Source organism: Burkholderia dolosa (assembly GCF_902499135.1).
Lineage (GTDB): Bacteria > Pseudomonadota > Gammaproteobacteria > Burkholderiales > Burkholderiaceae > Burkholderia > Burkholderia dolosa.
In genome coordinates this window covers 1-21,598 of sequence record NZ_CABVPR010000044.1, presented here as the reverse complement: position 1 = coordinate 21,598, position 21,598 = coordinate 1, and the positions used below count along the sequence as shown (strand labels likewise).

Sequence of the window (21,598 nt, the reverse complement as noted above, 5' to 3'; positions counted from 1 at the left end):
TCGCGGGCCGCGCGCGTTGCGTCAGCGCCCGTTCACGCGCTAGCCCGCGGCCTTCGTCCCGTGCGCGCCGCCCGACGTCGGCATGTACGACAGCTCGAGCCGGTACGCGAGCGCGACGAACAGGCTCTGCGCGAGGCCCATCGTCGCGGTCAGCGCGCGGAACCCGAACGTCGCGCTTTCCTGCACCATCAGCGTCACCTCCGCGTCGCGCGCGATCGGGCTCATGCGGCTGTCGGTGATCGCGATCAGCCGCGCGCCGCGCTGCACCGCCTGCTGCGCGACCTGCACCGTTTCTTCCGCATACGGCATGAACGAGATGACGATCATCACGTCGCCGGCGCGCACCGAGCGGATCTGCCCGAGCTGCATGCTGCCGAGCGCGCTGAACAGTCCGACGCGCTTGTCGGTGTGCTGCAGCGCATAGTCGAGATACACGGCGATCGGAAACGCGCGGCGCGAACCGGCGATCCAGATCGCCTGCGTATCGGCCAGCAGGTCGACCGCGTGCGCGAGCGCGGTCGTATCGAGCGTCTGCCGCAGCTGCTGCATCCCGGCGATGCTGCCCTTGATGAACTCGTCGGCGATCTGCTCGGGCTGCAGGCTCGACGAGCCCGATTCGATCACGTCGCGCAGCCGCAGACTGTAAGCGCGGCCCGGCGCGATCTGCTGCGCGAGCCCTTCGCGAAACAGCCGCTGCATCTCCGAGAAGCCGGAAAACCCGAAATGCTTCGCGAAGCGCACGACGGCCGACGGCTGGACGCCGCACGCGTCGGCGAGCGACTGGATTCCTTCGAGGCCGAGCCCGTCCCGATGCGTTTCGACGTGGCGCGCTATGGCCTTCAGGCGATTGCTGAGGCCGTCGTACTCCTGCGTCAGACGCTGCAGGAACTGCTCGACGGTGGCAGGCGGTTTCTCGGATGAGCTCATCGGATAGCGCGAAGTTGGCGGTCCCGGTGCGCGCGATGCAGCAGAACGCGGCCCGGGACTCGGCTGGATACATGCGTGAAGGGCGAATTTAATCACGTTTGCGGCACGGCCCGCGCCGCACGCTCGCTCCCACGCGCTCGATCGTCGCTCGCATACGGTCGACGGCGGCAGCCGGAACGATTCTCCGACGCCGCGACACGCCGCCAATATCGGGGCGTGTACCGATGCCGGCCGTGCGGCGTGCGACGCGCCGAGCATGCCGCGCCCGCTGCGGCCCGGCATGCTCAGCGATAGTCGACCCACACGCCGCCCGCATCCGCGGAACGTACGCAATTCTCGACCCATCGTACGCCTTCGACGCCCGCATGGACGTCGGGAAAGCGGATGTTCTTCAGCGCCGCCGTGTCGCCGCGGTCGGCCGCGTCCATCGCGAGCGCGAAACGCGCATACAGGTTCGACCACGCTTCGAACAGCCCTTCCGGATGTCCGGCGCCGATGCGATCGTCGCGCAGCGCGTTCGGATGCAGATAGCCCATCCCGCGATCGAGCACCTGCGCGGGCTGTCCCTGCACTTCGTAGCGCAACTGGTTCGGATGCTCGTCCCACCATTCGACGCTCGCCTTCGACCCGATCACGCGCACCTTCTGGCCATGCATCGAGCCTGCGTTCACCGCGCTCGACCACACGTAGCCGATCGCGCCGGTGTCGTACTCCATGATCGTGAACGCGTTGTCCTCGAGCGGCGCGCGGCTCTTCACGAAGCTCTGCCGCGAGCACATCAGCCGGCGGATCTTCAGCGCCGGCGCCATCACTTCGGAGATGTACAGCGGATGCGTGCCGATGTCGCCGAGCACGTAGCTCGGCCCAGCGAACTTCGGATCGACGCGCCAGCGGGCGGCCGCGCTCGCGGCTTCGACGCCGTCGCTGTGAAAGCCGTGCGCGAACTGCATCTGCACGATGCGGATCTCGCCGAGGTCGCCGCGCGCGATCATCTCGCGCGCCTGCTCGATCATCTGGTGGCCGGAATAGCCGTACGCGACGCCGACGATCCGGTTCCTGTCGATCGACAGCCGCTGCAGCGCCTCGGCCTCGTCGGTCGTGAAGCACAGCGGCTTCTCGCACACCACGTGCAGCCCCGCGTTCAGTGCGGCGCGGCAGATCTCGAAGTGCGTGTTGTTCGGCGTCGCGATCGACACCGCGCGGATGCCGTCCGCGCGTGCCGCTTCGGCTTCGAACATCGTCCGGTAGTCGGGATAGCAGCGCTCGGCGTCGACACCGAGCTTCACGCCGAACTGCCGGCCGCGCTCGGGATCGATGTCGAACGCGCCGGCGACGAGCCGGAAGCTGCCGTCGCGCAGCGCGGCCGACCGGTGGCTGTAGCCGATCTGGCTGCCGAGCCCGCCGCCGACCATTCCCCACGGAATCGAATGTCCCAGCACAATCTGTCCGTCGATCATGGTGTCGTGTTCCTCAGTTCGTATTCAGGTGTCCGGTTTCAGTGCTTCGAATTCGCATTCGTGCATTCATGCTTTCGCGCGTTCGTGCATTCGCGCGTTGCGTCGCTCAAGCGAACCCGGCCGACGCGAGAAACGCACGGCTCGCGGCGACGTCGCGCAGGCTCGTGCCCGCGTTGCGCGGATCGCGCTCCTGCTCGATCGTGATGTAGCCGGCGTAGCCGATGTCGTCGAGCGTGCGCTTGATCGCGCGATAGTCGAGCACGCCGCGGCCGATCGGGCACATCACGCCGCGCGCGCATGCGGCGAAGAACGCGATGTGCTCGCCCATCACCGCGTCGTACACCGACGCGTCGATATCCTTGAAGTGCACGTAGTCGATCCGCGCCGCGTGGCGGCGCAGCCAGTCGGCCGGATCCATGCCCGAGTAGTACAGGTGGCCCGTATCGAGGCACAGCCCGGCCGTGTCGGCCGGCACGTCCGCGACGATCCGGTCGATCTCGTCCGCGAATTCGATATAGCCGCCCGCATGCGGATGAACCACCGCGCGCACGCCGAACGCGTCGCGCGCGAGCGTCGCGATCTGCGCGATATGGTCGACCATCCGCGCCCAGCGTTCGGGCGCGAGACGCGGCGCGCGTTCGGAATGGCCGGCCGCGTAATCGCGCTCGTCGTGCCCCCAGTCCATCACGACCAGATACGGCGCCGCGTAGCGCTGCCCGGGCTGCGTCGGCAGCTTCGGCAACTGCGTGATCAGCGTGCAGATGTCGCGCGTCTGGCGCAGCAGGTTCGGCAGGTTTCCGGGCGACACGAGATCGTCGAAGATCGTGCCGGCCGTGATGCTCAGCCGCCGCCGCTCCAGCTCCGCGCGCACGACGTCGAGCTCGAGCGGGATGTAGCCGTACGGGCCGAGCTCGATGCCCGAATACCCGGCCGCCGACGCTTCGGCGAGCACGTGCCGCCACGGCGGCAGGTGCGGGTTCTTCACGTCGTCGACGCCCCAGCAGCACGGCGCGCAGCCTATCTTCATCGTCATGTCGGTCCCCGTAAAAAGCAGCGCGCCGCGTGTGCGGCGCCGCTGCCGCAGCTCACGCGCGATAGAACGCCGGACGTTCGGCCATCGCGATCGGCTCGACCGCCCCGCTCTTCTGCGCGCGCACGCACGCGTCGGCCGCGACCGCGGCCGCGTAGCCGTCCCATGCCGACGGGCCGGTCAGCGCGCGCTGCCGCACGCCGTCGATGAACGCCTGCAGCTCGACGTCGTACGACGCGATGAAGCGCTCCTTCCAGTCGGTCATGATCTCGACCGCATGCCGCGCCGCGTGCTTGATCGCGACCGCCGGCGGATCGGGCAGCTTCGCGATGCCGTTCTCGCCGACCACCTCGCACTGGATGTCGTACCCGTATTGGCAGTTCACGAAGATCTCGACGTCGATGCGCACGCCGCGCGCGGTTTCGAGCAGCACGATCTGCGGATCGGCGAGATGCGCGCTCGCATGGCGCGTCTTCCTCGGATACACGACCTGCGCGCTCACGTAGTCGTCGCCGAGCAGCCAGCGCAGCACGTCGAGCTCGTGGATCAGCGTATCGGTGATCGCCATGTCGGTCGTGTAGCGCTCGCCGACCGACTGGTTGCGGTGCGCGCAATGCAGCATCAGCGGCGCGCCGATCTCGCCGCTGTCGATCACGCGCTTGAGCGCGCGATAGCCTTCGTCGTACGGCCGCATGAAGCCGACCTGCACGAGCCGGCTGCCGTGCGCGATTTCGGCCTCGACGATCCGCATGCAGCCGTCGGCCGTCACCGCGAGCGGCTTCTCGCAGAACACCGGCTTGCCGTGCGCGATCGCATCGAGCACGAACGCCTCGTGCGTCGGCCCCCACGACGTGACGAGCACGGCGTGCACGTCGGCGGCCGCGATCACGTCGTGGCCGTCCGCGTAGATCTCCGCGTCGGGCGCGTATTTCGCGACCGCATCGCGCGCGTGCTGCGCGTCGATGTCGTTGACGGCCACGACGCGCGCGCCGGACAGCGTGCGGGTGAGTCTGCGGATATGGTCCTGGCCGATCGCGCCGCAGCCGATCACGCCGATTTGCAAAGTCATCTGGGTCTCCAGTCGGTCATCGACGGCGCGGGCGGGCCGCGCCGCTCACAAGGTTTTCAGTGCGCGCTGCGCGGCAGGAAATGGCGGTCGACGTAGCGCTGGATCGTCTCGCGCATGTAGCGCGACGACGCGTCCGCGCGGTCTTCCCACGCGAACACGCACGACGACATCACGCCGTCGAAGCCCGCGTCGCCGAGCGCGCGGAAGAACACGTCCCAGTCGATCTCGCCCTGCCCGATGTCGAGATGCTGGTGCACGCGGATCTGGTTCGAGCCGGGCGGATTCACGATGTAGCGCAGTTGGCTGCTCTTGCGGTGATCGAACGTGTCGGCCACGCGCACGTGCGCGAGAATCGGCGCGGCCTGCGCGATCATCGCGGCCATGTCGTCGCCGTAGTAGAACGTGTGCGGCGCGATGTACGACAGCCGCAGCGCCGGCGAGCCGAGGTTCGTGACGATGTCGATCGCCGGCTGCAGCTGCTCGATCCAGTCCTCCGGATGCGGTTCGACCGACAGCACGATGCGCTCGCGCTCGAGAATCGGCAGCAGCTCGTCCATCGAGCGGAACCACGCGGCTTCGCACATTTCCTTCGGATTCGCGCCGGGCCGCTCGCCGACCGACCGCTCCGGCGATGCGCCGCGGCCGAACTCGGACACCATCAGCGCGCACTCCATCTCGAGCGCGACCTCGATCGCCTTCTTCCAGCAGCGCACCGCCCATTGCCGCTCGTCCTCGAACGGGCTCGCCCACCGGTACATCGGCTGCAGCGACGCGAGGCCGACGCCGGCCGCGCGCAGCGCATGCCGGAACGCGGCGATGCGTTCACGCGTCGCGCGCGGCATCACCCACCAGTCGAGAAAGTCGCTGCGCGGCGACAGCTCGATCTGGTCGTAGCCGAGCTCGGCGACCGCGTGCGGCAGCCGGTCGAGCGGCAGGTGGCGGATCATGTACGGATCGAGAGCGATCTTCATGTCGTGTGCGCGTTCCTCGTCGTTCGGAATCGTCGCCGCCGGTCAGCGGCGCCCTTTCTTGTTGCGATACTGGTCGGCGATCACGGCCGCGACGATGATCGCGCCCTTGACCATCTCCTGGTAGTACGCGTCGATGCGGATGAACGTGAAGCCCGACGTCATCACGCCGAGGATCAGCACGCCGATCACCGTGCCGGTCACGCGCCCGAGGCCGCCGGACAGCGACGTGCCGCCGATCACGACGGCCGCGATCGCATCGAGCTCGTACATCACGCCCATCCCCGACTGGCCGGAGATCGCGCGCGCGGCGGTCACGGTGCCCGCGATGCCGCTCAGCAGCCCGGCGATCGCATACACGAACACCAGGTGACGCGTGACGTTGATGCCCGACACGACGGCCGCATGGCGGTTCGCGCCGATCGCATACGTGTATTTGCCGAAGCGCGTATAGCGCAGCACGACGTGGAAGATCGCCGCGACGACGACGAAGACGATCACCGGGTTCGCACCCGCGCCGATCGCCGCGAACTGGTCGGTGAGCATCGACACCGGCATCCCGTTCGTGAACCACTTCGCGAACCCGCGTGCGGCGACCATCGTGCCGAGCGTCGCGATGAACGGCGGAATGCCGGTCAGCGCGATCAGCGAGCCGTTCAGCAGCCCGACCAGCAAGCCGACGCACACGCCGGCGAGCACCGGCCAGATCACCGGCAGGTCGGTCAGATGCGGAAACACCGCGCGCGGAAAATCGGACACCTGCGCGAGGCTCGCCGACACGACCGCCGCCGCGGCGACTACGGACCCCGACGACAGGTCGATCCCGCTCGTGATGATCACGAGGTTCACGCCGACCGCGATGATGCCGATCACCGCCATCTGCAGCACGATGATCTCGAGCCGCTCCGCGTTGAACAGGAAGCTCTGGCCGACCACGACCCAGCCGATCGCCTCGAAGAACAGGCTGATGCCCACCAGCACGAGAAAGATGCTCAGCTCGGGCGGCCACTTCGCGTGCCGCGTCTTGATCGTCATGGTCTGCGCATCGGCGACCGGATTCAGATTGCCCATTTCAGTTGTCTCCATGCTTGTTGCCGCTCAGCGCGATGCGAGGTCCATGATGCGGACCTGGTCGGCGTCCTTGCGATCGACGATGCCGGTCATCCGCCCTTCGTGCATCACCATCACGCGGTCGCTCATGCCGAGCACTTCCGGCATCTCCGACGAGATCATCAGCACCGCGACGCCCTTGCCGGCGAGCGCGCTGACGAGCCGGTGAATCTCGGCCTTCGCGCCGACGTCGATGCCGCGCGTCGGCTCGTCGAGGATCAGGATGCGCGGCTGCGTGAGCAGCCAGCGGCCGATCAGCACCTTCTGCTGGTTGCCGCCCGACAGGTTCTGGATTTCCTCGTGCAGCCCGGGCGCCTTCACGCGCAGCATCCGGCTCATTTCGTCGCAGTCGCGCTTGAGCTGCGCATGCCGGACGAAGTTGAACTTCACGTAGCGGCGGCTCAGCACCGCCGCTTCCATGTTCGCGAGCAGGTCGAGGTTCAGGAAGCAGCCGGTGTCCTTGCGGTCCTCGGTGAGGAACGCCATCCCGTGCTTCATCGCCTGCGCGGGGGTCGCGATGCGCACCGGCTTGCCGTCGATGCGGATTTCGCCGGACGTGGCCGGCACGACGCCGAACAGCGCTTCGGCGACGTTCGAGCGCCCCGAGCCGACGAGGCCCGCGACGCCGAGAATCTCGCCGGCGCGCAGATCGAAGCTCACGTCGCGGAACACGCCGTCGACGCCGAGATTGCGCACCGACAGCACGACGTCGCCGATCGGCACCGTCTCCTTCGGGAACATCTGCGTGATCTCGCGGCCGACCATCATCCGGATGATGTCGTCGCGCGTGACGTCGGCCGACGCATGCGTGCCGATGTACTTGCCGTCGCGGAACACCGAGAACTCGTCGGCGATCTCGAACAGCTCGTTCATCTTGTGCGTGATGTAGACGATGCCCTTGCCCTGCTCGCGCAGCTGCCGAATGATCCGGAACAGGTGCGTGACTTCCTTGTCGGTCAGCGCGGACGTGGGCTCGTCCATGATCAGCACGTCGGAATCGAACGACACGGCTTTCGCGATCTCGACCATCTGCCGGCTCGCGACGGTCAGCGTGCGCACGTCGGCTTCCGGATCGATGTCGATCGACAGCCGTTCGAACAGCGCGGCGGTGCGGCGGCGCAGTTCCGCATGATCGATCAGCCCGAAGCGGTTCTTCGGCTCGCGGCGAATCCAGATGTTCTCCGCGACCGTCATGTACGGCATCAGGTTCAGTTCCTGATGGATCATCGCGATCCCGCGCTCGAGCGCGTCGAGCGGGCCGTTCAGCACGACCGGCTCGCCGTTGATCAGGATCTCGCCCTTGTCGGGCGTATAGACGCCCGCGATGATCTTCATCAGCGTCGACTTGCCCGCGCCGTTCTCGCCCATCAGCGCATGAACGGTGCCGCGGCGCACGCGGAACTGCACGCCGTCGAGCGCGACGACGCCGGGAAACGACTTGCCGACGCCGCGCACCTCGAGCACGCAGTCGCCGGGAGCCGCCGGGCCGGACGAACCCGGCGCGGCCTCGCCGGCCGGCGGGCGCGCCATCCTGGCTGTAAACATGGACGTTCCTCGAAAATCGCACGCGCGCCCGGCACGCGCCGGGCCTGCGCAGTTCATCGGATCGCCGGTCAGTGCTTGGCGTACTGGTTCATGTTCTCGGGCGTCACGAGCTCGAACGGCACGTTCACGTAGCGCTCGACGTTCTGCTTGCGCGCGAGCTTCAGCGCGGTGGCGACCGCCTGCGAACCCTGGCCCGACGCGTTCTGGTACACGGACACCTTCAGCTCGCCGTTCTTCATCGCGGCGAGCCCGTCCGGCGTCGCGTCGATGCCGGCCACGATCGTCTTCGGCGTCAGCTTGCGCGCGGCCTTCAGCGCGTTGATCGCGCCGATCGCCATTTCGTCGTTGTTCGACACGATCGCGTCGAACTTCGTCCCGGAGCTCAGCCAGTTCATCGTGATGTCCTGGCCCTGCGTGCGGCTCCACTTGCCTTCGCGCTTGTCGACGATGCGCATGCCCGAGCAGTCCTTCGTCGCGATCACGTCCTCGATGTCCTTCGTGCGCGCGCGCGCCGATTCGTTGGACAGCTCGCCCATCAGCACCAGGATGTCGCCCTTGCCGCCGAGCAGCTTGCACACCTGGCGCGCCTGCAGCGTGCCCGACTGCTTCTCGTCCGACGCGACCACCGCGACGCCGGCCGGCAGCTTGTCGAAATCGACCGGCTTGCGGTTCACGTAGACGAGCGGGATCTTAGCGGCCGTCACCATCTTCGTGATCTTCGGCGTCGCGTCGGTGTCGACGGCGTTCACGACGATCGCGTCGACCTTCTGCGCGATCATGTTCTGCACCTGGCTCAACTGCTTGCCGACGTCGTTGCCGGCATCCTCGATCTGCACGGTCGCGCCGTCCTTCTTCGCCGCGTCCGCGATGCTGTTGCGCAGGATGGTCAGGAACGTGTCGTCGAACGACGCCATCGTCACGCCGATCTTCTCGGCATGCGCGAGCGGCATCGCCAGGATCGCGGCGGCCGCGACGGCCATCAGCTTGGTCTTCATGATCGATCTGTCTCCTCATCTCCGGGGGCGGAAAGCGGCGCGTTGCGCGCCGTCGTGCCGAGTCCGATACCGACTGCAGCATCCGGATGAAACTGTAGAACACTTCGTCGACGATGTGGAAATTTATTTCTACGTGATTTCACCTAGGGAACTGGATTTCCAAAAATACTAGACTGCGTCCGTAGCCCGATTCCCGTGCGGCGGGCGCGCGTGCGTCGTGCAAGCGCGGTCCGCCGACGTCGCCGCGAATCGGTCCCCAATCAGCCGGCAGCGCCGAACGCCGGCCGCGAGCGTGAACCGTCTATGAGCCCGTTGAACTTTCCGAGTGACCGCCCCATCGATCTCGCCTGCCTCGGCCGCGTCGCCGTGGATCTTTACGCGCAGCAGTACGGCAGCCGGCTGGAGGACGCGCGCACGTTCCAGATGTATCTCGGCGGCTCGTCGGGCAACGTCGCGTTCGGCGTCGCGCGGCTCGGGCTGAAGACCGCGATGATCTCGCGCGTCGGCGACGAGCAGATGGGCCGCTTCGTGCGCGAGACGCTCGAGCGCGAAGGCTGCGACACGAGCCAGCTGCAGACCGATCCGGAGCGGCTGACCGCGCTGGTGCTGCTCGGGCTGAAGGATCGCGACACGTTCCCGCTGCTGTTCGTGCGCGAAAACTGCGCGGACATGGCCGTGCGCGCCGACGAAATCCGCGAGGACTTCATCGCCCGCTGCCGCGCGCTGGCGATCACCGGCACGCACCTGTCGACGCCCGGCACGCGCGAAGCGTCGCTGACCGCGCTCGGCTACGCGCGCCGCCACGGCGTCGTGCGCATTCTCGACATCGACTACCGGCCGGTGCTGTGGGGGCTCACCGCACGCGGCGCCGGCGAGAACCGCTACGTGCCCGATGCGGAGGTCACGCGGCAGCTGCAGCAGGTGCTCGGCGAGTTCGACCTGCTGGTCGGCACCGAGGAGGAATTCCTGATCGCGGGCGGCGTGCCGCACGACCTGATCGCGTCGCTGCAGGCCGTGCGCCGCGTGAGCGGCGCGGTGCTGGTCGTCAAGCGCGGCGCGCTCGGCTGCTGCGTGATCGAACGCGACGTTCCCGCGCGCATCGACGATGCGCCGACGTTCCATGGCGAACGCGTCGAGGTGCTGAACGTGCTCGGCGCCGGCGACGCATTCCTGTCCGGGCTGCTGTCGGGGCTGCTGCGCGGCCGCGACTGGGCCGAATCGACGCGCATCGCGAACGCGTGCGGCGCGATCGTCGTGTCGCGCCACGCATGCTCGGCCGCGATGCCGACGCCGACCGAGCTCGCGCACTGGTTCGGCGGCAGCCGCAACCCGCAGGTCGACGCCGACCGCACGCTCGCGCATCTGCATCGCGTGACGGTGCCGCGCCGCGAATGGGACGACCTGTGCGTGATGGCGTTCGACCATCGCAGCCAGTTCTACGAACTCGCGGTGCAGGCCGGCGCCGACGAAGCGCGGATCAAGACGCTCAAGCGTCTGCTCGTGCGCGCGGCCGAACAGGTCGAGCGCGACCGACGGATCGAAGGCCACGTCGGCGTGCTGATCGACGGCGGCGCATACGGGCGCGACGCGCTCGCGTCGGCGACCGGACGCGGCTGGTGGGTCGGCCGCCCGGTCGAGCTGCCCGGCTCGCGGCCGCTGCGCTTCGACGAAACGCGCTCGGTCGGCTCCGCGCTCGTGCACTGGCCGACCGAGCAGGTCGTGAAGTGCCTCGTCCACTATCACCCGGACGACGACGTCGACCTGCGCGTCGCGCAGGAGCAGCGCGTGCTCGAACTGTGGGAAGCCACGCGCGCAACCGGCAACGAGCTGCTGCTCGAGATCATTCCGCCGCGCGCGGTCACGCCGGCCGGCACCGAGGACGACGCGGTGCTGCGCACGGTCGCGCGCTTCTACAACCTCGGCGTGATGCCCGAATGGTGGAAGCTCGCGCCGATGAGCGCCGACGGCTGGGCGCGGCTCCAGGCGCTCGTCGCCGAACGCGACCGCCATTGCCGCGGCGCGGTGATCCTCGGGCTGAACCAGCCGCTGCAGTATCTGGTCGACAGCTTCCGCTCGGCGACGAACCCGATCGTCAAGGGCTTCATGGTCGGCCGCACGCTGTGGGCCGACGCGTCGCTGAACTGGCTCGCCGGCCGCATCGACGATCAGGCGCTGATCGACGAAGTCGCCGGCAACTTCGCGCAGCTGGTGGACGCGTGGCTCGGCCGCCGCGACGCGGCGCGCGCCGCCGCGGCCTGACGCGCGGCCCGCGCATCCATTCGACTCCTTTTCCTCGAACGACGATGACCCAAACCGTAAGACTGACCGTCAGCCAGGCGCTGGTCCGTTATCTGGCCGCGCTGCGCGCCGAAGTCGCGCAGCCCGACGGACGCACCGAGATCCTGCCGTACTGCGGCGGCGTGTTCGCGATCTTCGGCCACGGCAACGTGGCCGGCCTCGGCGAGGCGCTGCACGCCGAACGCGACCGGCTGCCGACGTACCGCGCGCACAACGAGCAAGGGATGGCCAATGCGGCCATCGCCTTCGCGAAAGCGAATTTCCGGCAGCGGATGATGGCCGCGACGTCGAGCATCGGCCCCGGCGCGACCAACATGCTGACGTCGGCCGCGCTCGCGCACGTCGGCCGGCTGCCGCTGCTGCTGTTGCCCGGCGACGTGTTCGTGTCGCGGCTGCCCGATCCGGTGCTGCAGCAGGTCGAGGATTTCGAGCAGGGCGACGTCAGCGCGAACGACTGCTTCCGTCCGGTCACCCGCTACTTCGACCGCATCACGTCGCCCGAGCAGCTGCTCGTCGCATTGCCGCGCGCGATCCAGGTGATGACCGATCCCGCGCAGTGCGGGCCGGTCTGTCTCGCGCTGCCGCAGGACGTGCAGACGTTCGCGTACGACTGGCCCGAGGATTTCTTCGCGCCGCCGCTGATCCGGATGCGCCGGCCGCCGGCCGACGCGCTCGAGCTCGCCGATGCGCTCGACGTGCTGAAGGCCGCGAAGAAGCCGCTGATCGTGGCCGGCGGCGGCGTGCTGTACAGCCAGGCATGGGACGCGCTGCGCGCGTTCGCCGATACGCACGGCGTGCCCGTCGCCGAATCGCAGGCCGGCAAGGGCAGCCTCGCGTGGGATCACCCGCTGAACCTGGGCTCGATCGGCGTGACCGGATCGCCCGCCGCGAACCGCGCGGCCGCGCAGACCGACGTCGTGCTCGCGGTCGGCACGCGGCTGCAGGACTTCACGACGGGCTCGCACGCGCTGTTCGGCCACGCGACGCTGCTGAGCCTGAACGTGCAGCCGTTCGACGCGGGCAAGAAACGCGGCCGGCAGCTCGTCGCCGACGCGCGCACCGGCCTCGGCCAGCTGTCGGCCGCGCTCGCGGGCTGGCAGGCCGACGCCGGATGGACGGCCGCGAACCGCGATCAGGCCGCCGCCTGGAACGCGCGCGTGACCGAACTGACGACGCGCGTGCCGAACGACACGCTGCCGTACGACGCCGACGTGATCGGCGCGGTGCGCGACTCGGCCGCCGATGCGGGGCGCGACAGCGCGCGCGACGATCTGGTCGTCTGCGCGGCCGGCACGCTGCCGGCCGAGCTGCACAAGCTGTGGCGCAGCGGCGTGCCGGGCAACTATCACATGGACTATGCGTACTCGTGCATGGGCTACGAAATCGCGGGCGGGCTCGGCGCGAAGCTCGCGCGGCCCGAGCGCGAAGTGATCGTGATCGTCGGCGACGGCTCGTACATGATGCTCAACGCGGAGCTCGCGACGTCCGTGATGCTCGGCCGCAAGATCATCGTCGTGATCCTCGACAACCGCGGCTACGGCTGCATCGAGCGGCTGCAGCTGAACTGCGGCGGCGCGAGCTTCAACAACATGCTCGACGATTGCGTGCCGGAAGGCGGCGAACGCTCGACGATCGACTTCGCGATGCATGCGCGCGCGATGGGCGCCGAAGCCGTGCACGTGCGCGACGTCGCCGAGCTGCGCACCGAGATGCGGCGCGCACGCGCGGCGAAGAAGAGCCAGGTGCTCGTGATCGACACCACGCATCGGCGCACGACCGACGACGGCGGCGCGTGGTGGGAAGTCGCGGTGCCGGAAGTGTCCGCGCGGCCCGACGTCGAGCACGCGCATCGCCGCTATCTGGACGAAAAGACGCGGCAGCGGCGCTGACGCCGCGCCGCCCTGGCCCGCCCGCACGCACGCGACAACAACATCGAGGAAGCCTGACATGAGCTGGAACGTTCGCATCGGTATCAATCCCCTGTCGTGGATGAACGACGACCTGCCGTCGCTCGGCGGCGAAACGCCGCTCGAGACGGCGCTGAAGGAAGGCGCCGAAATCGGCTACGCGGGCTTCGAGCTCGGCAACAAGTTTCCGAAGACAGGCCCCGAGCTGAAGGCGAAGCTCGCGGAATTCGGCCTCGTGTGCGTGTCCGGCTGGTATTCGGGCTTTCTCGCGGAAGTCGCGCCCGGCATGACCGACGACGATGCAGTCGCGGCCGAGATCGAGCGCTGCCGCGCGCACATGACGAAGCTGCAGTACAACGACGTGAAGGTCGTCGTCTACGGCGAATGCGCGGGCACGATCCAGGGGCGCATCGACACGCCGGTCGCGAAGCGGCCGCGCTTCGTCGACGATGCCGCGTGGCAGCGCTACGCGGCGCGGCTCGACGCATTCGGCGCGCATCTGCTCGACACGTACGGAATCAAGCTCGCGTATCACCATCACATGGGCGCGTACGTCGAATCGCCGGACGACGTCGACCGCCTGATGGCGCTGACCGACCCGGCGAAGGTGTTCCTGCTGTTCGACACCGGCCACGCGTATTTCGGCGGCGCGCGCGATCCGGTCGCGCTATTGAAGAAGCACGTGTCGCGCGTCGTGCACGTGCACTGCAAGGACGTGCGGCCGCAGGTCGTCACGCAGGCGCGCAACGACGGCTGGAGCTTCCTGAACGGCGTGATCAACGGCACGTTCACCGTACCCGGCGACGGCGCGCTCGACTACGACGCAACGCTGCGCACGCTGAAGGACGCCGGCTACGAAGGCTGGCTCGTCGTCGAAGCCGAACAGGATCCGGCCGTCGCGCCGAGCTATCAGTATGCGAAGAAGGGCTACGAGTCGCTGCGCGCGATCGTCGACCGGCTGAGCGCATGATGCGGCGGCCGTTCCCTGCCCGTTTCCCATCGATTCCCCATTGCGGAGCCTCTTTCCCATGACGATTTCTCCCCTGCTGGTCAAGGCCTCGCCGGGCCGCGAGATCTGCAACGTGACGCCGGAGTCGGCCGGCTGGAAGCACGTCGGCTTTCGCGCGCTGCGTCTGAAGGCCGGCGACGCCGAAACGGTCGACACCGGCACGCGCGAACTGTGCGTCGTCGTGCTGACGGGCACCGTGCGCGCCGAAGTCGATGGCCGCACGTACGACGCGCTCGGCAGGCGCGACAGCGTATTCGACGACGTGTCGCCCGACGCGCTGTACGTGCCGGGCGGCAAGCGCGTGACGCTGGTCGCGTCGCGCGACGCGGAAGTCGCGCTGTGCACCGCGCCGTACGCGAGCGGCGACAAGACCGTGCAGCGGCTCGACGGTGAGCGGATGCGCCGCTCGGTGCGCGGGCAAGGCACGAATACGCGCTACGTGTGCGACATCCTGATGGGCGACAACCCGGCCGCGGATCGGCTGCTCGTCGTCGAAGTCGTCACGCCCGCGAGCCATTCGAGCAGCTATCCGCCGCACAAGCACGACCGCGACGCGGCGCCCGACGAAACGTCGCTCGAGGAAACGTACTATCACCGGATCGATCCGCCGCAGGGCTTCGCGTTCCAGCGCGTGTACACGGACGACCGCAGCCTCGACGAAGCCTGTGCGATCGAGAACCACGACGTCGTGATGGTGCCGCGCGGCTATCACCCGGTCGTCGCGCCGCACGGCTACAACCTGTACTACCTGAACGTGATGGCGGGGCCGACCCGTGCGTGGGCGTTCAAGAACGATCCCGCGCACGAATGGATGCTCGCTGACGCGCCGACGCGCTGAACGCACGATGAACGGACGCGCGACGCCGGACGCGCGACGAACGCAACGGAGAACGCAACGATACGGAGCTGCGATGGCGACGACCTTCCTGCGCATCGAACACGAGCCGTTCGACGGCGACGTGTCGGAGCCGACGCTGCCGTGCTTCAACGCGGACGTCGCACGCCGGCTCGGCGAAATCGCGATCAACGTCGCATCGCGGCGTGGGCTGCCGATCGCGGTGTGCATCGTCGGCCGGCATGCGCCGCTGTTCTACTGCGCGCTCGACGGCAGCGATGCGGCCGACAGCGACGCGATTCGGCGCCGGCAGAACACGGTGCTGCGCTTCGGGCTCAGTTCGCTCGAAGTCGGCGCGCAGTTTCGCCGCGCGGGCTGGTCGCTGCGCTCGCAAGGGCTGTCCGACGACGACTACGCGCTCGACGGCGGCGGCGTGCCGCTGCGGCTCGACGGCGCCGGGATGGTCGGCGCGATGACGATCGCGGGGCTCGACTCCGAGCGCAATCACGCGCTCGTCGTCGAAAGCCTGCGCTGGCACGTCGGCGCGCAGGCGGCGGCACTGATCGCGTAGCGGCGCCACCGCAGCACGCTGTCGCACGATCGCGTCGCGCGCCGCGCTCAGCGCAGGCCGCCGCTCGCGACGATGCGCTCGCCGGTCAGCCAGCGCGCGTCGTCCGACGCGAGGAACACCGCGACCGACGCGATGTCGTCCGGCTCGCCGAGGCGGCCGAGCGGCGTGTCGGCGAGCACCTGCTTCTCGAGATCCGAACCGACGATGCCGGCCGTGTGCGTGCCCTCGGTCACCACCATTCCCGGATTGATCGCGTTCACGCGAATCTTGCGCGGGCCGAGTTCGAGCGCGAGCACGCCGGTGATCGCGTCGACCGCGCCCTTCGTGCCGCTGTAGACGGCGCTCGCCGGCGGTGTCACGCTCGTCGCCACCGAGCTGATGTTGATGATGCTCGCGCCTTCGCCGAGATGCTTGACGGCGGCCTGCGTCGTGAGCAGCAGCCCGAACACGTTCGTATCGAACTGGCGGCGGTAGTGCGCTTCGGTAATCGCGTCGATCGGCGCGAATTCGTAGACGCCCGAATTGTTCACGAGCACGTCGAGACGGCCGTACGTGTCGATCGCGGTGTCGACGATGCGCTGAGCGTCGGCCGCCTTCGACACGTCGCCGCCCACCGCGACCGCCCGGCCGCCCGCATCGACGATCGCACCGACGACCGCATCCGCGCCCGCCTTGCTGCTCGCATAGTTGACGACGACCGCCGCACCTTCGGCGGCCAGCGCCTTCGCGATCGCGGCGCCGATGCCTTTGGATCCGCCCGTGACGATTGCGACCTTGCCTGCCAGCTTGCTCATGATTTCATTCCTCAGTCTGAAGACTTTCGATGGATGGGCCCCGGATGCCGCGCGTGCGGCGCACCGGCGTTGCTGGCAAATGTAGGCGCTCGCGCAGCGGCGATAAAGCGGCCCGAGCCGAATTGAGTGGCGCGGCCAGCCGAACAATCGACGGGCCGGCCGTCAGCCGGCGCTCAGCCACGCGTCGGCGACGTCGCCGCCGAGCGTCGCGAGCGATCCGTCGTAGACGATCCGCCCGCGCCCCATGACCGCGACGCGGGCGGCCAGCCGCGGCGCGAGCTGCAGCCGCTGCTCGATCAGCACGATCGCGACGCCGTCGGCCTGCAGCGCGGCGAGGCACGCGCCGACTTCGTCGACCGCGAGCGGCGCGAGCCCTTCGGCCGGTTCGTCGACGATCAGCACGCACGGGCCGCCGGCGAGCGCGCGCACCAGCGCGAGCACCTGCTGCTCGCCGCCCGACAGCCGTCCCGCCTTCACGTCCGCGCGTGCGGCGAGCAGCGCAAAGCGCGCGAACAGCCGCTCGAGCGCCGCGCGCTCGGCCGCGCCGCGCAAACCGCGCAAGCCGAGCCGCAGGTTGTCGCGCACCGTCAGCAGCGGGAACACGTCGCGGCTTTCGGCGACGTAAGCGACGCCGCGCCGCGCGATCTCGAACGGGCGCGCGCCCGCGCATTCGGCGCCGGCGATGCGCACCGAGCCGGCCGTGCGCACGAGCCCCATCACCGCTTTCGCGAACGTCGAGCGCCCCGAGCCGTTGCGGCCGAGCAGCGCGAGCGTCTCGCCCGGCGCGAGCGCGAGATCGACGCCGTCGAGCACCGGCTGCGCGCCGTACCACGCACGCAGCCCGCGGATGTCGAGCAGCGCGCTCATCGGCGGCCCTCGCCGAGATACGCGGCGCGCACCGCCGGATCGGCGCGGATCGCGTCCGGCGCGCCGCTCGCGACCACCGCGCCGCGCACGAGCACCGTGATGCGTTCCGCAAAGCCGAACACCGTGTCCATGTCGTGCTCGATCATCAGCACCGTGCGGCCTTGCGTCGTCGCGCGGATCAACGCGATCATCCGCGCCGCCTGCGCGCGGCTCATGCCGGCCGTCGGCTCGTCGAGCAGCAGCGTGCGCGCGCCGCTCGCGAGCGCGATCCCGAGATCGAGCGCGCGCTGCTCCGCATAGCCGAGTTCGCCGGCCGGCGTGTCGCGCTGCGCGTCGAGGCCGATGTCGTGCAGCACGCGCGCGGCCGCGCGATCGACCGACGCCGATTCGCGCAGCCGGCTCCACCAGCGCCGCCGCTCGTCCGGCGCATGCAGCGCCGCGCAGCGCAGGTTGTCGAACACGGTCAACCGCGCGAATGCGCTCGTCTGCTGAAAACTGCGGCCGATGCCGAGCCGGCTCGCGACGACCGGCCCGCGCCCGCGCAGCTCGACGCCGTGCAGCACGACGCGGCCGCGCGTCGGCCGGATCGCGCCGGCGATCACGCCGAACAGCGTCGACTTGCCGGCGCCGTTCGGTCCGATCAGCGCGTGGCGCTCGCCGGCCGCGACGCCGAGATCGACGCCGTCGAGCACCGTCTGCGCGCCGAAGCGCTGCACGATGCCGTGCAGCGCGATCGCGTTGCCGTTCATCGGATGCGCTCCCGCTCGTCACGCTGCGCATGCCGCCCATCGTGCGCGAGCCGCGTGCGCCAGCTCCACAGCAGCGTGCCGATGCCGGCCGCGCACGCGGCGACGGCCCAGCCGAGCGGCGTGTCCGCGTCGATGCGCGCCGCACCGAACGCGAACCCGGCCCCGCCGTCCTGCGCGAAGCGCAGCGCGTAGCCGAGTTCGGCCGCGCACACGAGCGCGACGCCCCAGAACGCGCAGGCGGCGACGCCGCACAGCAGGCGCCACCGCTCGACGGCCGGCGCGCCGCGGCGCAGCGCGTGCGCGATAGCCGCCGCGATGCCTGCCAGCCCGTGCGGCGCCGCGACGACGATCGCGACGAACAGCACGCCGACATACAGCGCCCATGCGCGCGACACGCTCGCGACGACGACGCTCAGCGCGGTCAGCACCGCGGCGCCGGCCGCGGGCCCGAAGAACGAGCCGGTGCCGCCGATCACGGCGGCAATCAGCACGGTCGCCGAACGCGCCATCGACACGCTGTCGGGCGTCGCGATCTCGACGTCGATCAGCGTCAGCGTGCCGGCAATCCCCGCGAAGAACGACGCGCACGTGACCATCGCGAGCCGCACGCGGCGCGGATCGGTGCCGAGCGCCGCGACGCGCGCGGGATTGTCGCGCACCGCGTTCGCGAGGCGCGCGAACGGCGTACGCGTGAGCGCATGCATCGCGACGGCCGACGCGATGCACCACGCGGCGATCACCGCATACGCGTGCGCCGGCGCGCCGAAATGCCAGCCGCCCCACGGCGTGCCGCTCGCGCGGTCGATCGGCACGCCGCCGATCCCGCCGAACCACGCGGGCACGCTCCACGCGGCGGCCGCCACGCATTCGCCGAGGCCGAGCGTGATCATCGCGAACGCGGTGCCGGCGCGCCGCGTCGCGAGCAGGCCCGCGACGAAGCCGAAGCCCGCGCCGGCCGCGCCGCCGACGAGCGGCAGCAGCGGCAGCGGACCGCCGAAGCGGTTGAACCAGTGCGCGGCCGCGAACGCGCCGAGACCGGCGAATGCCGCATGTCCGAACGACAGCAGGCCCGTCGTGCCGAGCTGCAGGTTGTACGACAGCGCGAGCACGACGAGCGCAGCCGTCTGCGCGAGATAGCCGAGCACCGCGCCGTGCGGCCACAGCCATGCGGGCAGCGCGACGCACGCCGCGAACAGCGCCCAGCGGACGATGCCGGACCCGCTGCGGCTACGCATCGGCACGCTCGCCGAACAGGCCGCGCGGACGTGCGACCAGTACCGCGACCAGCAGCAGGTACGGCACCAGCGGCGCGAGCTGCGCAATCGATATCGCGCCGACGCCGTCGGGCAGCGCGACGCCGGCCCACAGCGCGAGCTCGCGCAGCGACGTGTCGCTCGACGCGGCGAAGGTCTGCGCGAAGCCGACCGCGAGCGACGCGACGAACGCGCCGCCGAGCGAACCGAGCCCGCCGATCACGACGACCGCGAACACCACCGAGCCGACCGTCTCGGCGAGCGCCGGCTCGATCACCGCGAGCGGCGCACCGATCACGCCGGCCAGCGCGGCGAGCGCGGTGCCCGCGCCGAACAGGCCGGTCATCACGCGCGGCACGTCGTAGCCGAGCGCCTCGACCGCCGCGCGATGCGTGAGCGCCGCGCGCACGACGAGTCCGACGCGCGACACGCGCAGCAGCACGCCGAGCGCGATCAGCATCGTCGCGGACATCGTCATCATGAACAGCCGGTAGCGCGGCAGCGCGACGTCGAACGCGACGACCGGCGCGCCGTCGAACCACGCGGGCACCGGCGCGGGCAGCGGCGCGAGCCCCCAGACGAGTTTCGCGCCCTCGCCGATCAGATACGCGAGGCCGAACGTCAGCAGCAGCTCGCTCGTGTGGCCGCGTGCCTGCACGCGGCGCAACAGCCAGCGCTCGCAGCCCGCGCCGATCAGCCCGACCGCGAGCGGCGCGAACACGAGCGCGCACCAGAAGCCGGCCCGCGCGGCGATGCCGTAGCCGACGTACGCGCCGAGCATGTAGAAGCTCGCATGCGCGAAGTTCAGCACGCCCTGCACGCTGAAAATCAGCGTGAGGCCGGCCGACAGCATGAACAGCAGCAAGCCGTAGCTCAGACCGTTGAACGCGTCGAGCGCGAACGTATGCATCGCGGCGATGCCCGTCAGCCAGCGAGCGGCGCGAGTGCCGCGCGCAGCGCGTCGGGCAGCGGCACCGGGCGGCGCGTGCCGCGATCGACGTACACGTGCACGAAGTGCCCCTGCGCGGCCGGCGCGTCGGCGCCCGCCGCGAACAGTCCGATCTCGTAGCGCACGCTCGACGTGCCGAGCTTCGCGACGCGCAGCCCCGCGTCGACCGCCTGCGGAAACACGAGCGGCGCGAAGTAGTTGCACTGCGTCTCGACGACGAGGCCGATCGTCTGTCCGTGCTCGACGTCGAGCACGCCGGCGCGGATCAGATACTCGTTCACGACCGTATCGAAGTAGCTGTAGTAGACGACGTTGTTCACGTGTCCGTAGACGTCGTTGTCCATCCAGCGCGTCGTGATCGGCAGGAAGTGGCGGTACGCGTCGCGAAGACGCGGCTGCGGTTTGTCGGACATGTCGGTAGCGGTATCGGGACGAAGAACGGGAAACGCGGCGGTGTTGCGGTATCGCAGGGGTGCGCCGCGCGAGCCGCCGTATCGCGATCGCGTGCGGCGCGGCGGCCCGCGGCGGTCGATATCGGCATTCGCGGTGCAGGCCGGTGCGTCACTGCCCCGGCCGGTCGACGAACTCGAAATCGAGGCCGCGCGCACGCATCCAGTCGGCGAGCGCGTGGCCGGTGCCGGCGCGCCATGGACGCAGCAGCGGCGGATCGACGAGCTTGTATTCGAGCAGTTCGGGCGACAGCGCGACCGCGCCGGATGCGCGCACGTGATACGCGATGATCAGCTCGTTCTTGCGGATGAATTCATAGACGCCGACGAGCGTGACCTGCTCGGCCTTCAGCCCGGTTTCCTCGAACACCTCGCGCGCGATGCCGGCCTCGGGCGTTTCGCCGTTCTCGAGGAAGCCGGTGATCAGCGCGAACATCCCTTCCGGCCAGGCCGCGTTGCGCGCGAGCAGGATCTTGCCGTCGAGCTCGACGATCGCGGCGACGACCGGCAGCGGGTTGTTCCAGTGCACGTAGCCGCACGCGTCGTCCGGGCAGGCTTGGCGGATGCGGCCGCCCTCGTGTTCGGGATCGGCGCGCTCGGTCAGCGGGCGCGCGCAGCGCGGGCAGAAACGGTAGTCGGCAGTGGTCATCGTGGAGACGTGGCGGGCGCGCGGCCGCCGCTCGCCGGCGGCTCGCGCGCCCGCTCGGCGCGGGAAAGGCTTCATTCTAGCGAGTTTGCCCGCGCGGCAGACGATCCGGCCCCGCCGACGTCAGCGGCGCGCGCGACCGCCGGCGGCGCTCGCCGCGAAGCCGGCGG

General features: G+C 69.8%; 20 protein-coding genes. 5 read left to right on the top strand and 15 right to left on the bottom strand.

The window, feature by feature from the left end; all coding sequences use genetic code 11:
- Positions 1-39 precede the first annotated feature (39 nt).
- The 8 genes from BUB20358_RS19230 to BUB20358_RS19195 all read right to left on the bottom strand — a co-directional run bounded on the left by BUB20358_RS19230 (position 40) and on the right by BUB20358_RS19195 (position 9,101).
- The gene (locus BUB20358_RS19230; protein WP_035972546.1) at positions 40-927 is read right to left on the bottom strand and encodes a MurR/RpiR family transcriptional regulator; all 888 of its coding nucleotides are present in this window, start codon (positions 925-927) and stop codon (positions 40-42) included.
- A 284-nt stretch (positions 928-1,211) separates the two neighbouring features.
- Positions 1,212-2,384, bottom strand: coding sequence for a Gfo/Idh/MocA family protein (locus BUB20358_RS19225; RefSeq protein ID WP_006764547.1), 1,173 nt, complete (start codon positions 2,382-2,384; stop codon positions 1,212-1,214).
- 106 nt (positions 2,385-2,490) lie between these two features.
- Positions 2,491-3,417 carry a TIM barrel protein gene (locus BUB20358_RS19220; RefSeq protein ID WP_006764548.1) on the bottom strand — a complete coding sequence of 309 codons (927 nt, stop codon included), beginning with the start codon at positions 3,415-3,417 and terminating at the stop codon, positions 2,491-2,493.
- 52 nt (positions 3,418-3,469) lie between these two features.
- The gene (iolG, locus tag BUB20358_RS19215) at positions 3,470-4,483 is read right to left on the bottom strand and encodes a bifunctional inositol 2-dehydrogenase/D-chiro-inositol 1-dehydrogenase (RefSeq protein WP_006764549.1); all 1,014 of its coding nucleotides are present in this window, start codon (positions 4,481-4,483) and stop codon (positions 3,470-3,472) included.
- A 56-nt stretch (positions 4,484-4,539) separates the two neighbouring features.
- On the bottom strand, positions 4,540-5,454 hold the full coding sequence (locus BUB20358_RS19210; protein WP_006764550.1) for a sugar phosphate isomerase/epimerase family protein: 915 nt from the start codon (positions 5,452-5,454) through the stop codon (positions 4,540-4,542).
- Positions 5,455-5,496: 42 nt separating this feature from the next.
- Positions 5,497-6,522 (bottom strand): ABC transporter permease, encoded by a 1,026-nt coding sequence (locus BUB20358_RS19205; protein ID WP_006764551.1) that lies wholly within the window; start codon positions 6,520-6,522, stop codon positions 5,497-5,499.
- A gap of 27 nt (positions 6,523-6,549) precedes the next feature.
- Positions 6,550-8,106, bottom strand: a complete 1,557-nt coding sequence (locus BUB20358_RS19200; RefSeq protein WP_006764552.1) for a sugar ABC transporter ATP-binding protein — start codon at positions 8,104-8,106, stop codon at positions 6,550-6,552.
- Between the two features lie 68 nt (positions 8,107-8,174).
- Positions 8,175-9,101, bottom strand: coding sequence for a sugar ABC transporter substrate-binding protein (locus BUB20358_RS19195; protein WP_006764553.1), 927 nt, complete (start codon positions 9,099-9,101; stop codon positions 8,175-8,177).
- Positions 9,102-9,404: 303 nt separating this feature from the next.
- On the opposite strand from BUB20358_RS19195, the gene BUB20358_RS19190 reads away from it, so the two are divergent.
- From BUB20358_RS19190 to BUB20358_RS19170, 5 genes are all read left to right on the top strand, one after another.
- The gene (locus BUB20358_RS19190) at positions 9,405-11,360 is read left to right on the top strand and encodes a bifunctional 5-dehydro-2-deoxygluconokinase/5-dehydro-2-deoxyphosphogluconate aldolase (RefSeq protein ID WP_035972549.1); all 1,956 of its coding nucleotides are present in this window, start codon (positions 9,405-9,407) and stop codon (positions 11,358-11,360) included.
- A gap of 44 nt (positions 11,361-11,404) precedes the next feature.
- Positions 11,405-13,288, top strand: a complete 1,884-nt coding sequence (gene iolD, locus BUB20358_RS19185; protein ID WP_035973367.1) for a 3D-(3,5/4)-trihydroxycyclohexane-1,2-dione acylhydrolase (decyclizing) — start codon at positions 11,405-11,407, stop codon at positions 13,286-13,288.
- 58 nt (positions 13,289-13,346) lie between these two features.
- Positions 13,347-14,276, top strand: coding sequence for a myo-inosose-2 dehydratase (gene iolE / locus BUB20358_RS19180; RefSeq protein WP_006764556.1), 930 nt, complete (start codon positions 13,347-13,349; stop codon positions 14,274-14,276).
- 58 nt (positions 14,277-14,334) lie between these two features.
- On the top strand, positions 14,335-15,153 hold the full coding sequence (gene iolB, locus BUB20358_RS19175) for a 5-deoxy-glucuronate isomerase (protein WP_006764557.1): 819 nt from the start codon (positions 14,335-14,337) through the stop codon (positions 15,151-15,153).
- A gap of 73 nt (positions 15,154-15,226) precedes the next feature.
- The gene (locus tag BUB20358_RS19170) at positions 15,227-15,721 is read left to right on the top strand and encodes a heme-degrading domain-containing protein (RefSeq protein WP_006764558.1); all 495 of its coding nucleotides are present in this window, start codon (positions 15,227-15,229) and stop codon (positions 15,719-15,721) included.
- A 47-nt stretch (positions 15,722-15,768) separates the two neighbouring features.
- Here the strand turns inward: BUB20358_RS19170 and BUB20358_RS19165 are convergent, their stop codons facing one another.
- From BUB20358_RS19165 to BUB20358_RS19135, 7 genes are all read right to left on the bottom strand, one after another.
- Positions 15,769-16,515: a glucose 1-dehydrogenase gene (locus tag BUB20358_RS19165; protein ID WP_006764559.1), complete on the bottom strand. Its 747-nt coding sequence runs from the start codon at positions 16,513-16,515 to the stop codon at positions 15,769-15,771.
- Positions 16,516-16,677: 162 nt separating this feature from the next.
- Positions 16,678-17,382: an ABC transporter ATP-binding protein gene (locus BUB20358_RS19160; RefSeq protein WP_035972552.1), complete on the bottom strand. Its 705-nt coding sequence runs from the start codon at positions 17,380-17,382 to the stop codon at positions 16,678-16,680.
- The gene (locus BUB20358_RS19155; protein WP_035972554.1) at positions 17,379-18,131 is read right to left on the bottom strand and encodes an ABC transporter ATP-binding protein; all 753 of its coding nucleotides are present in this window, start codon (positions 18,129-18,131) and stop codon (positions 17,379-17,381) included. Before BUB20358_RS19155 ends, BUB20358_RS19160 begins: the two co-directional genes overlap by 4 nt.
- A complete protein-coding gene (locus BUB20358_RS19150; RefSeq protein ID WP_035972555.1) occupies positions 18,128-19,366 on the bottom strand; it encodes a branched-chain amino acid ABC transporter permease in 1,239 nt (412 codons plus the stop codon). Before BUB20358_RS19150 ends, BUB20358_RS19155 begins: the two co-directional genes overlap by 4 nt.
- Positions 19,359-20,294, bottom strand: a complete 936-nt coding sequence (locus BUB20358_RS19145; RefSeq protein ID WP_035972556.1) for a branched-chain amino acid ABC transporter permease — start codon at positions 20,292-20,294, stop codon at positions 19,359-19,361. The genes BUB20358_RS19150 and BUB20358_RS19145 overlap by 8 nt, the downstream gene beginning before the upstream one ends.
- A gap of 14 nt (positions 20,295-20,308) precedes the next feature.
- Positions 20,309-20,746, bottom strand: coding sequence for an acyl-CoA thioesterase (locus tag BUB20358_RS19140; RefSeq protein ID WP_035972557.1), 438 nt, complete (start codon positions 20,744-20,746; stop codon positions 20,309-20,311).
- Positions 20,747-20,894: 148 nt separating this feature from the next.
- The gene (locus BUB20358_RS19135; protein ID WP_006764563.1) at positions 20,895-21,431 is read right to left on the bottom strand and encodes an NUDIX domain-containing protein; all 537 of its coding nucleotides are present in this window, start codon (positions 21,429-21,431) and stop codon (positions 20,895-20,897) included.
- Positions 21,432-21,598: the final 167 nt, after the last annotated feature.

Coding starts and splice junctions, on each gene's coding strand:
- BUB20358_RS19155 (WP_035972554.1), bottom strand. CDS start 18,131: ATGAACGGCAACGCGATCGCGCTGCACGGCATCGTGCAGCGCTTCGGC.
- BUB20358_RS19200 (WP_006764552.1), bottom strand. CDS start 8,106: ATGTTTACAGCCAGGATGGCGCGCCCGCCGGCCGGCGAGGCCGCGCCG.
- BUB20358_RS19210 (WP_006764550.1), bottom strand. CDS start 5,454: ATGAAGATCGCTCTCGATCCGTACATGATCCGCCACCTGCCGCTCGAC.
- iolD (WP_035973367.1), top strand. CDS start 11,405: ATGACCCAAACCGTAAGACTGACCGTCAGCCAGGCGCTGGTCCGTTAT.
- BUB20358_RS19190 (WP_035972549.1), top strand. CDS start 9,405: ATGAGCCCGTTGAACTTTCCGAGTGACCGCCCCATCGATCTCGCCTGC.
- BUB20358_RS19140 (WP_035972557.1), bottom strand. CDS start 20,746: ATGTCCGACAAACCGCAGCCGCGTCTTCGCGACGCGTACCGCCACTTC.
- BUB20358_RS19220 (WP_006764548.1), bottom strand. CDS start 3,417: ATGACGATGAAGATAGGCTGCGCGCCGTGCTGCTGGGGCGTCGACGAC.
- BUB20358_RS19150 (WP_035972555.1), bottom strand. CDS start 19,366: ATGCGTAGCCGCAGCGGGTCCGGCATCGTCCGCTGGGCGCTGTTCGCG.
- BUB20358_RS19225 (WP_006764547.1), bottom strand. CDS start 2,384: ATGATCGACGGACAGATTGTGCTGGGACATTCGATTCCGTGGGGAATG.
- BUB20358_RS19165 (WP_006764559.1), bottom strand. CDS start 16,515: ATGAGCAAGCTGGCAGGCAAGGTCGCAATCGTCACGGGCGGATCCAAA.
- BUB20358_RS19205 (WP_006764551.1), bottom strand. CDS start 6,522: ATGGGCAATCTGAATCCGGTCGCCGATGCGCAGACCATGACGATCAAG.
- iolG (WP_006764549.1), bottom strand. CDS start 4,483: ATGACTTTGCAAATCGGCGTGATCGGCTGCGGCGCGATCGGCCAGGAC.
- BUB20358_RS19160 (WP_035972552.1), bottom strand. CDS start 17,382: ATGAGCGCGCTGCTCGACATCCGCGGGCTGCGTGCGTGGTACGGCGCG.
- BUB20358_RS19170 (WP_006764558.1), top strand. CDS start 15,227: ATGGCGACGACCTTCCTGCGCATCGAACACGAGCCGTTCGACGGCGAC.
- BUB20358_RS19145 (WP_035972556.1), bottom strand. CDS start 20,294: ATGCATACGTTCGCGCTCGACGCGTTCAACGGTCTGAGCTACGGCTTG.
- BUB20358_RS19195 (WP_006764553.1), bottom strand. CDS start 9,101: ATGAAGACCAAGCTGATGGCCGTCGCGGCCGCCGCGATCCTGGCGATG.
- iolB (WP_006764557.1), top strand. CDS start 14,335: ATGACGATTTCTCCCCTGCTGGTCAAGGCCTCGCCGGGCCGCGAGATC.
- iolE (WP_006764556.1), top strand. CDS start 13,347: ATGAGCTGGAACGTTCGCATCGGTATCAATCCCCTGTCGTGGATGAAC.
- BUB20358_RS19230 (WP_035972546.1), bottom strand. CDS start 927: ATGAGCTCATCCGAGAAACCGCCTGCCACCGTCGAGCAGTTCCTGCAG.
- BUB20358_RS19135 (WP_006764563.1), bottom strand. CDS start 21,431: ATGACCACTGCCGACTACCGTTTCTGCCCGCGCTGCGCGCGCCCGCTG.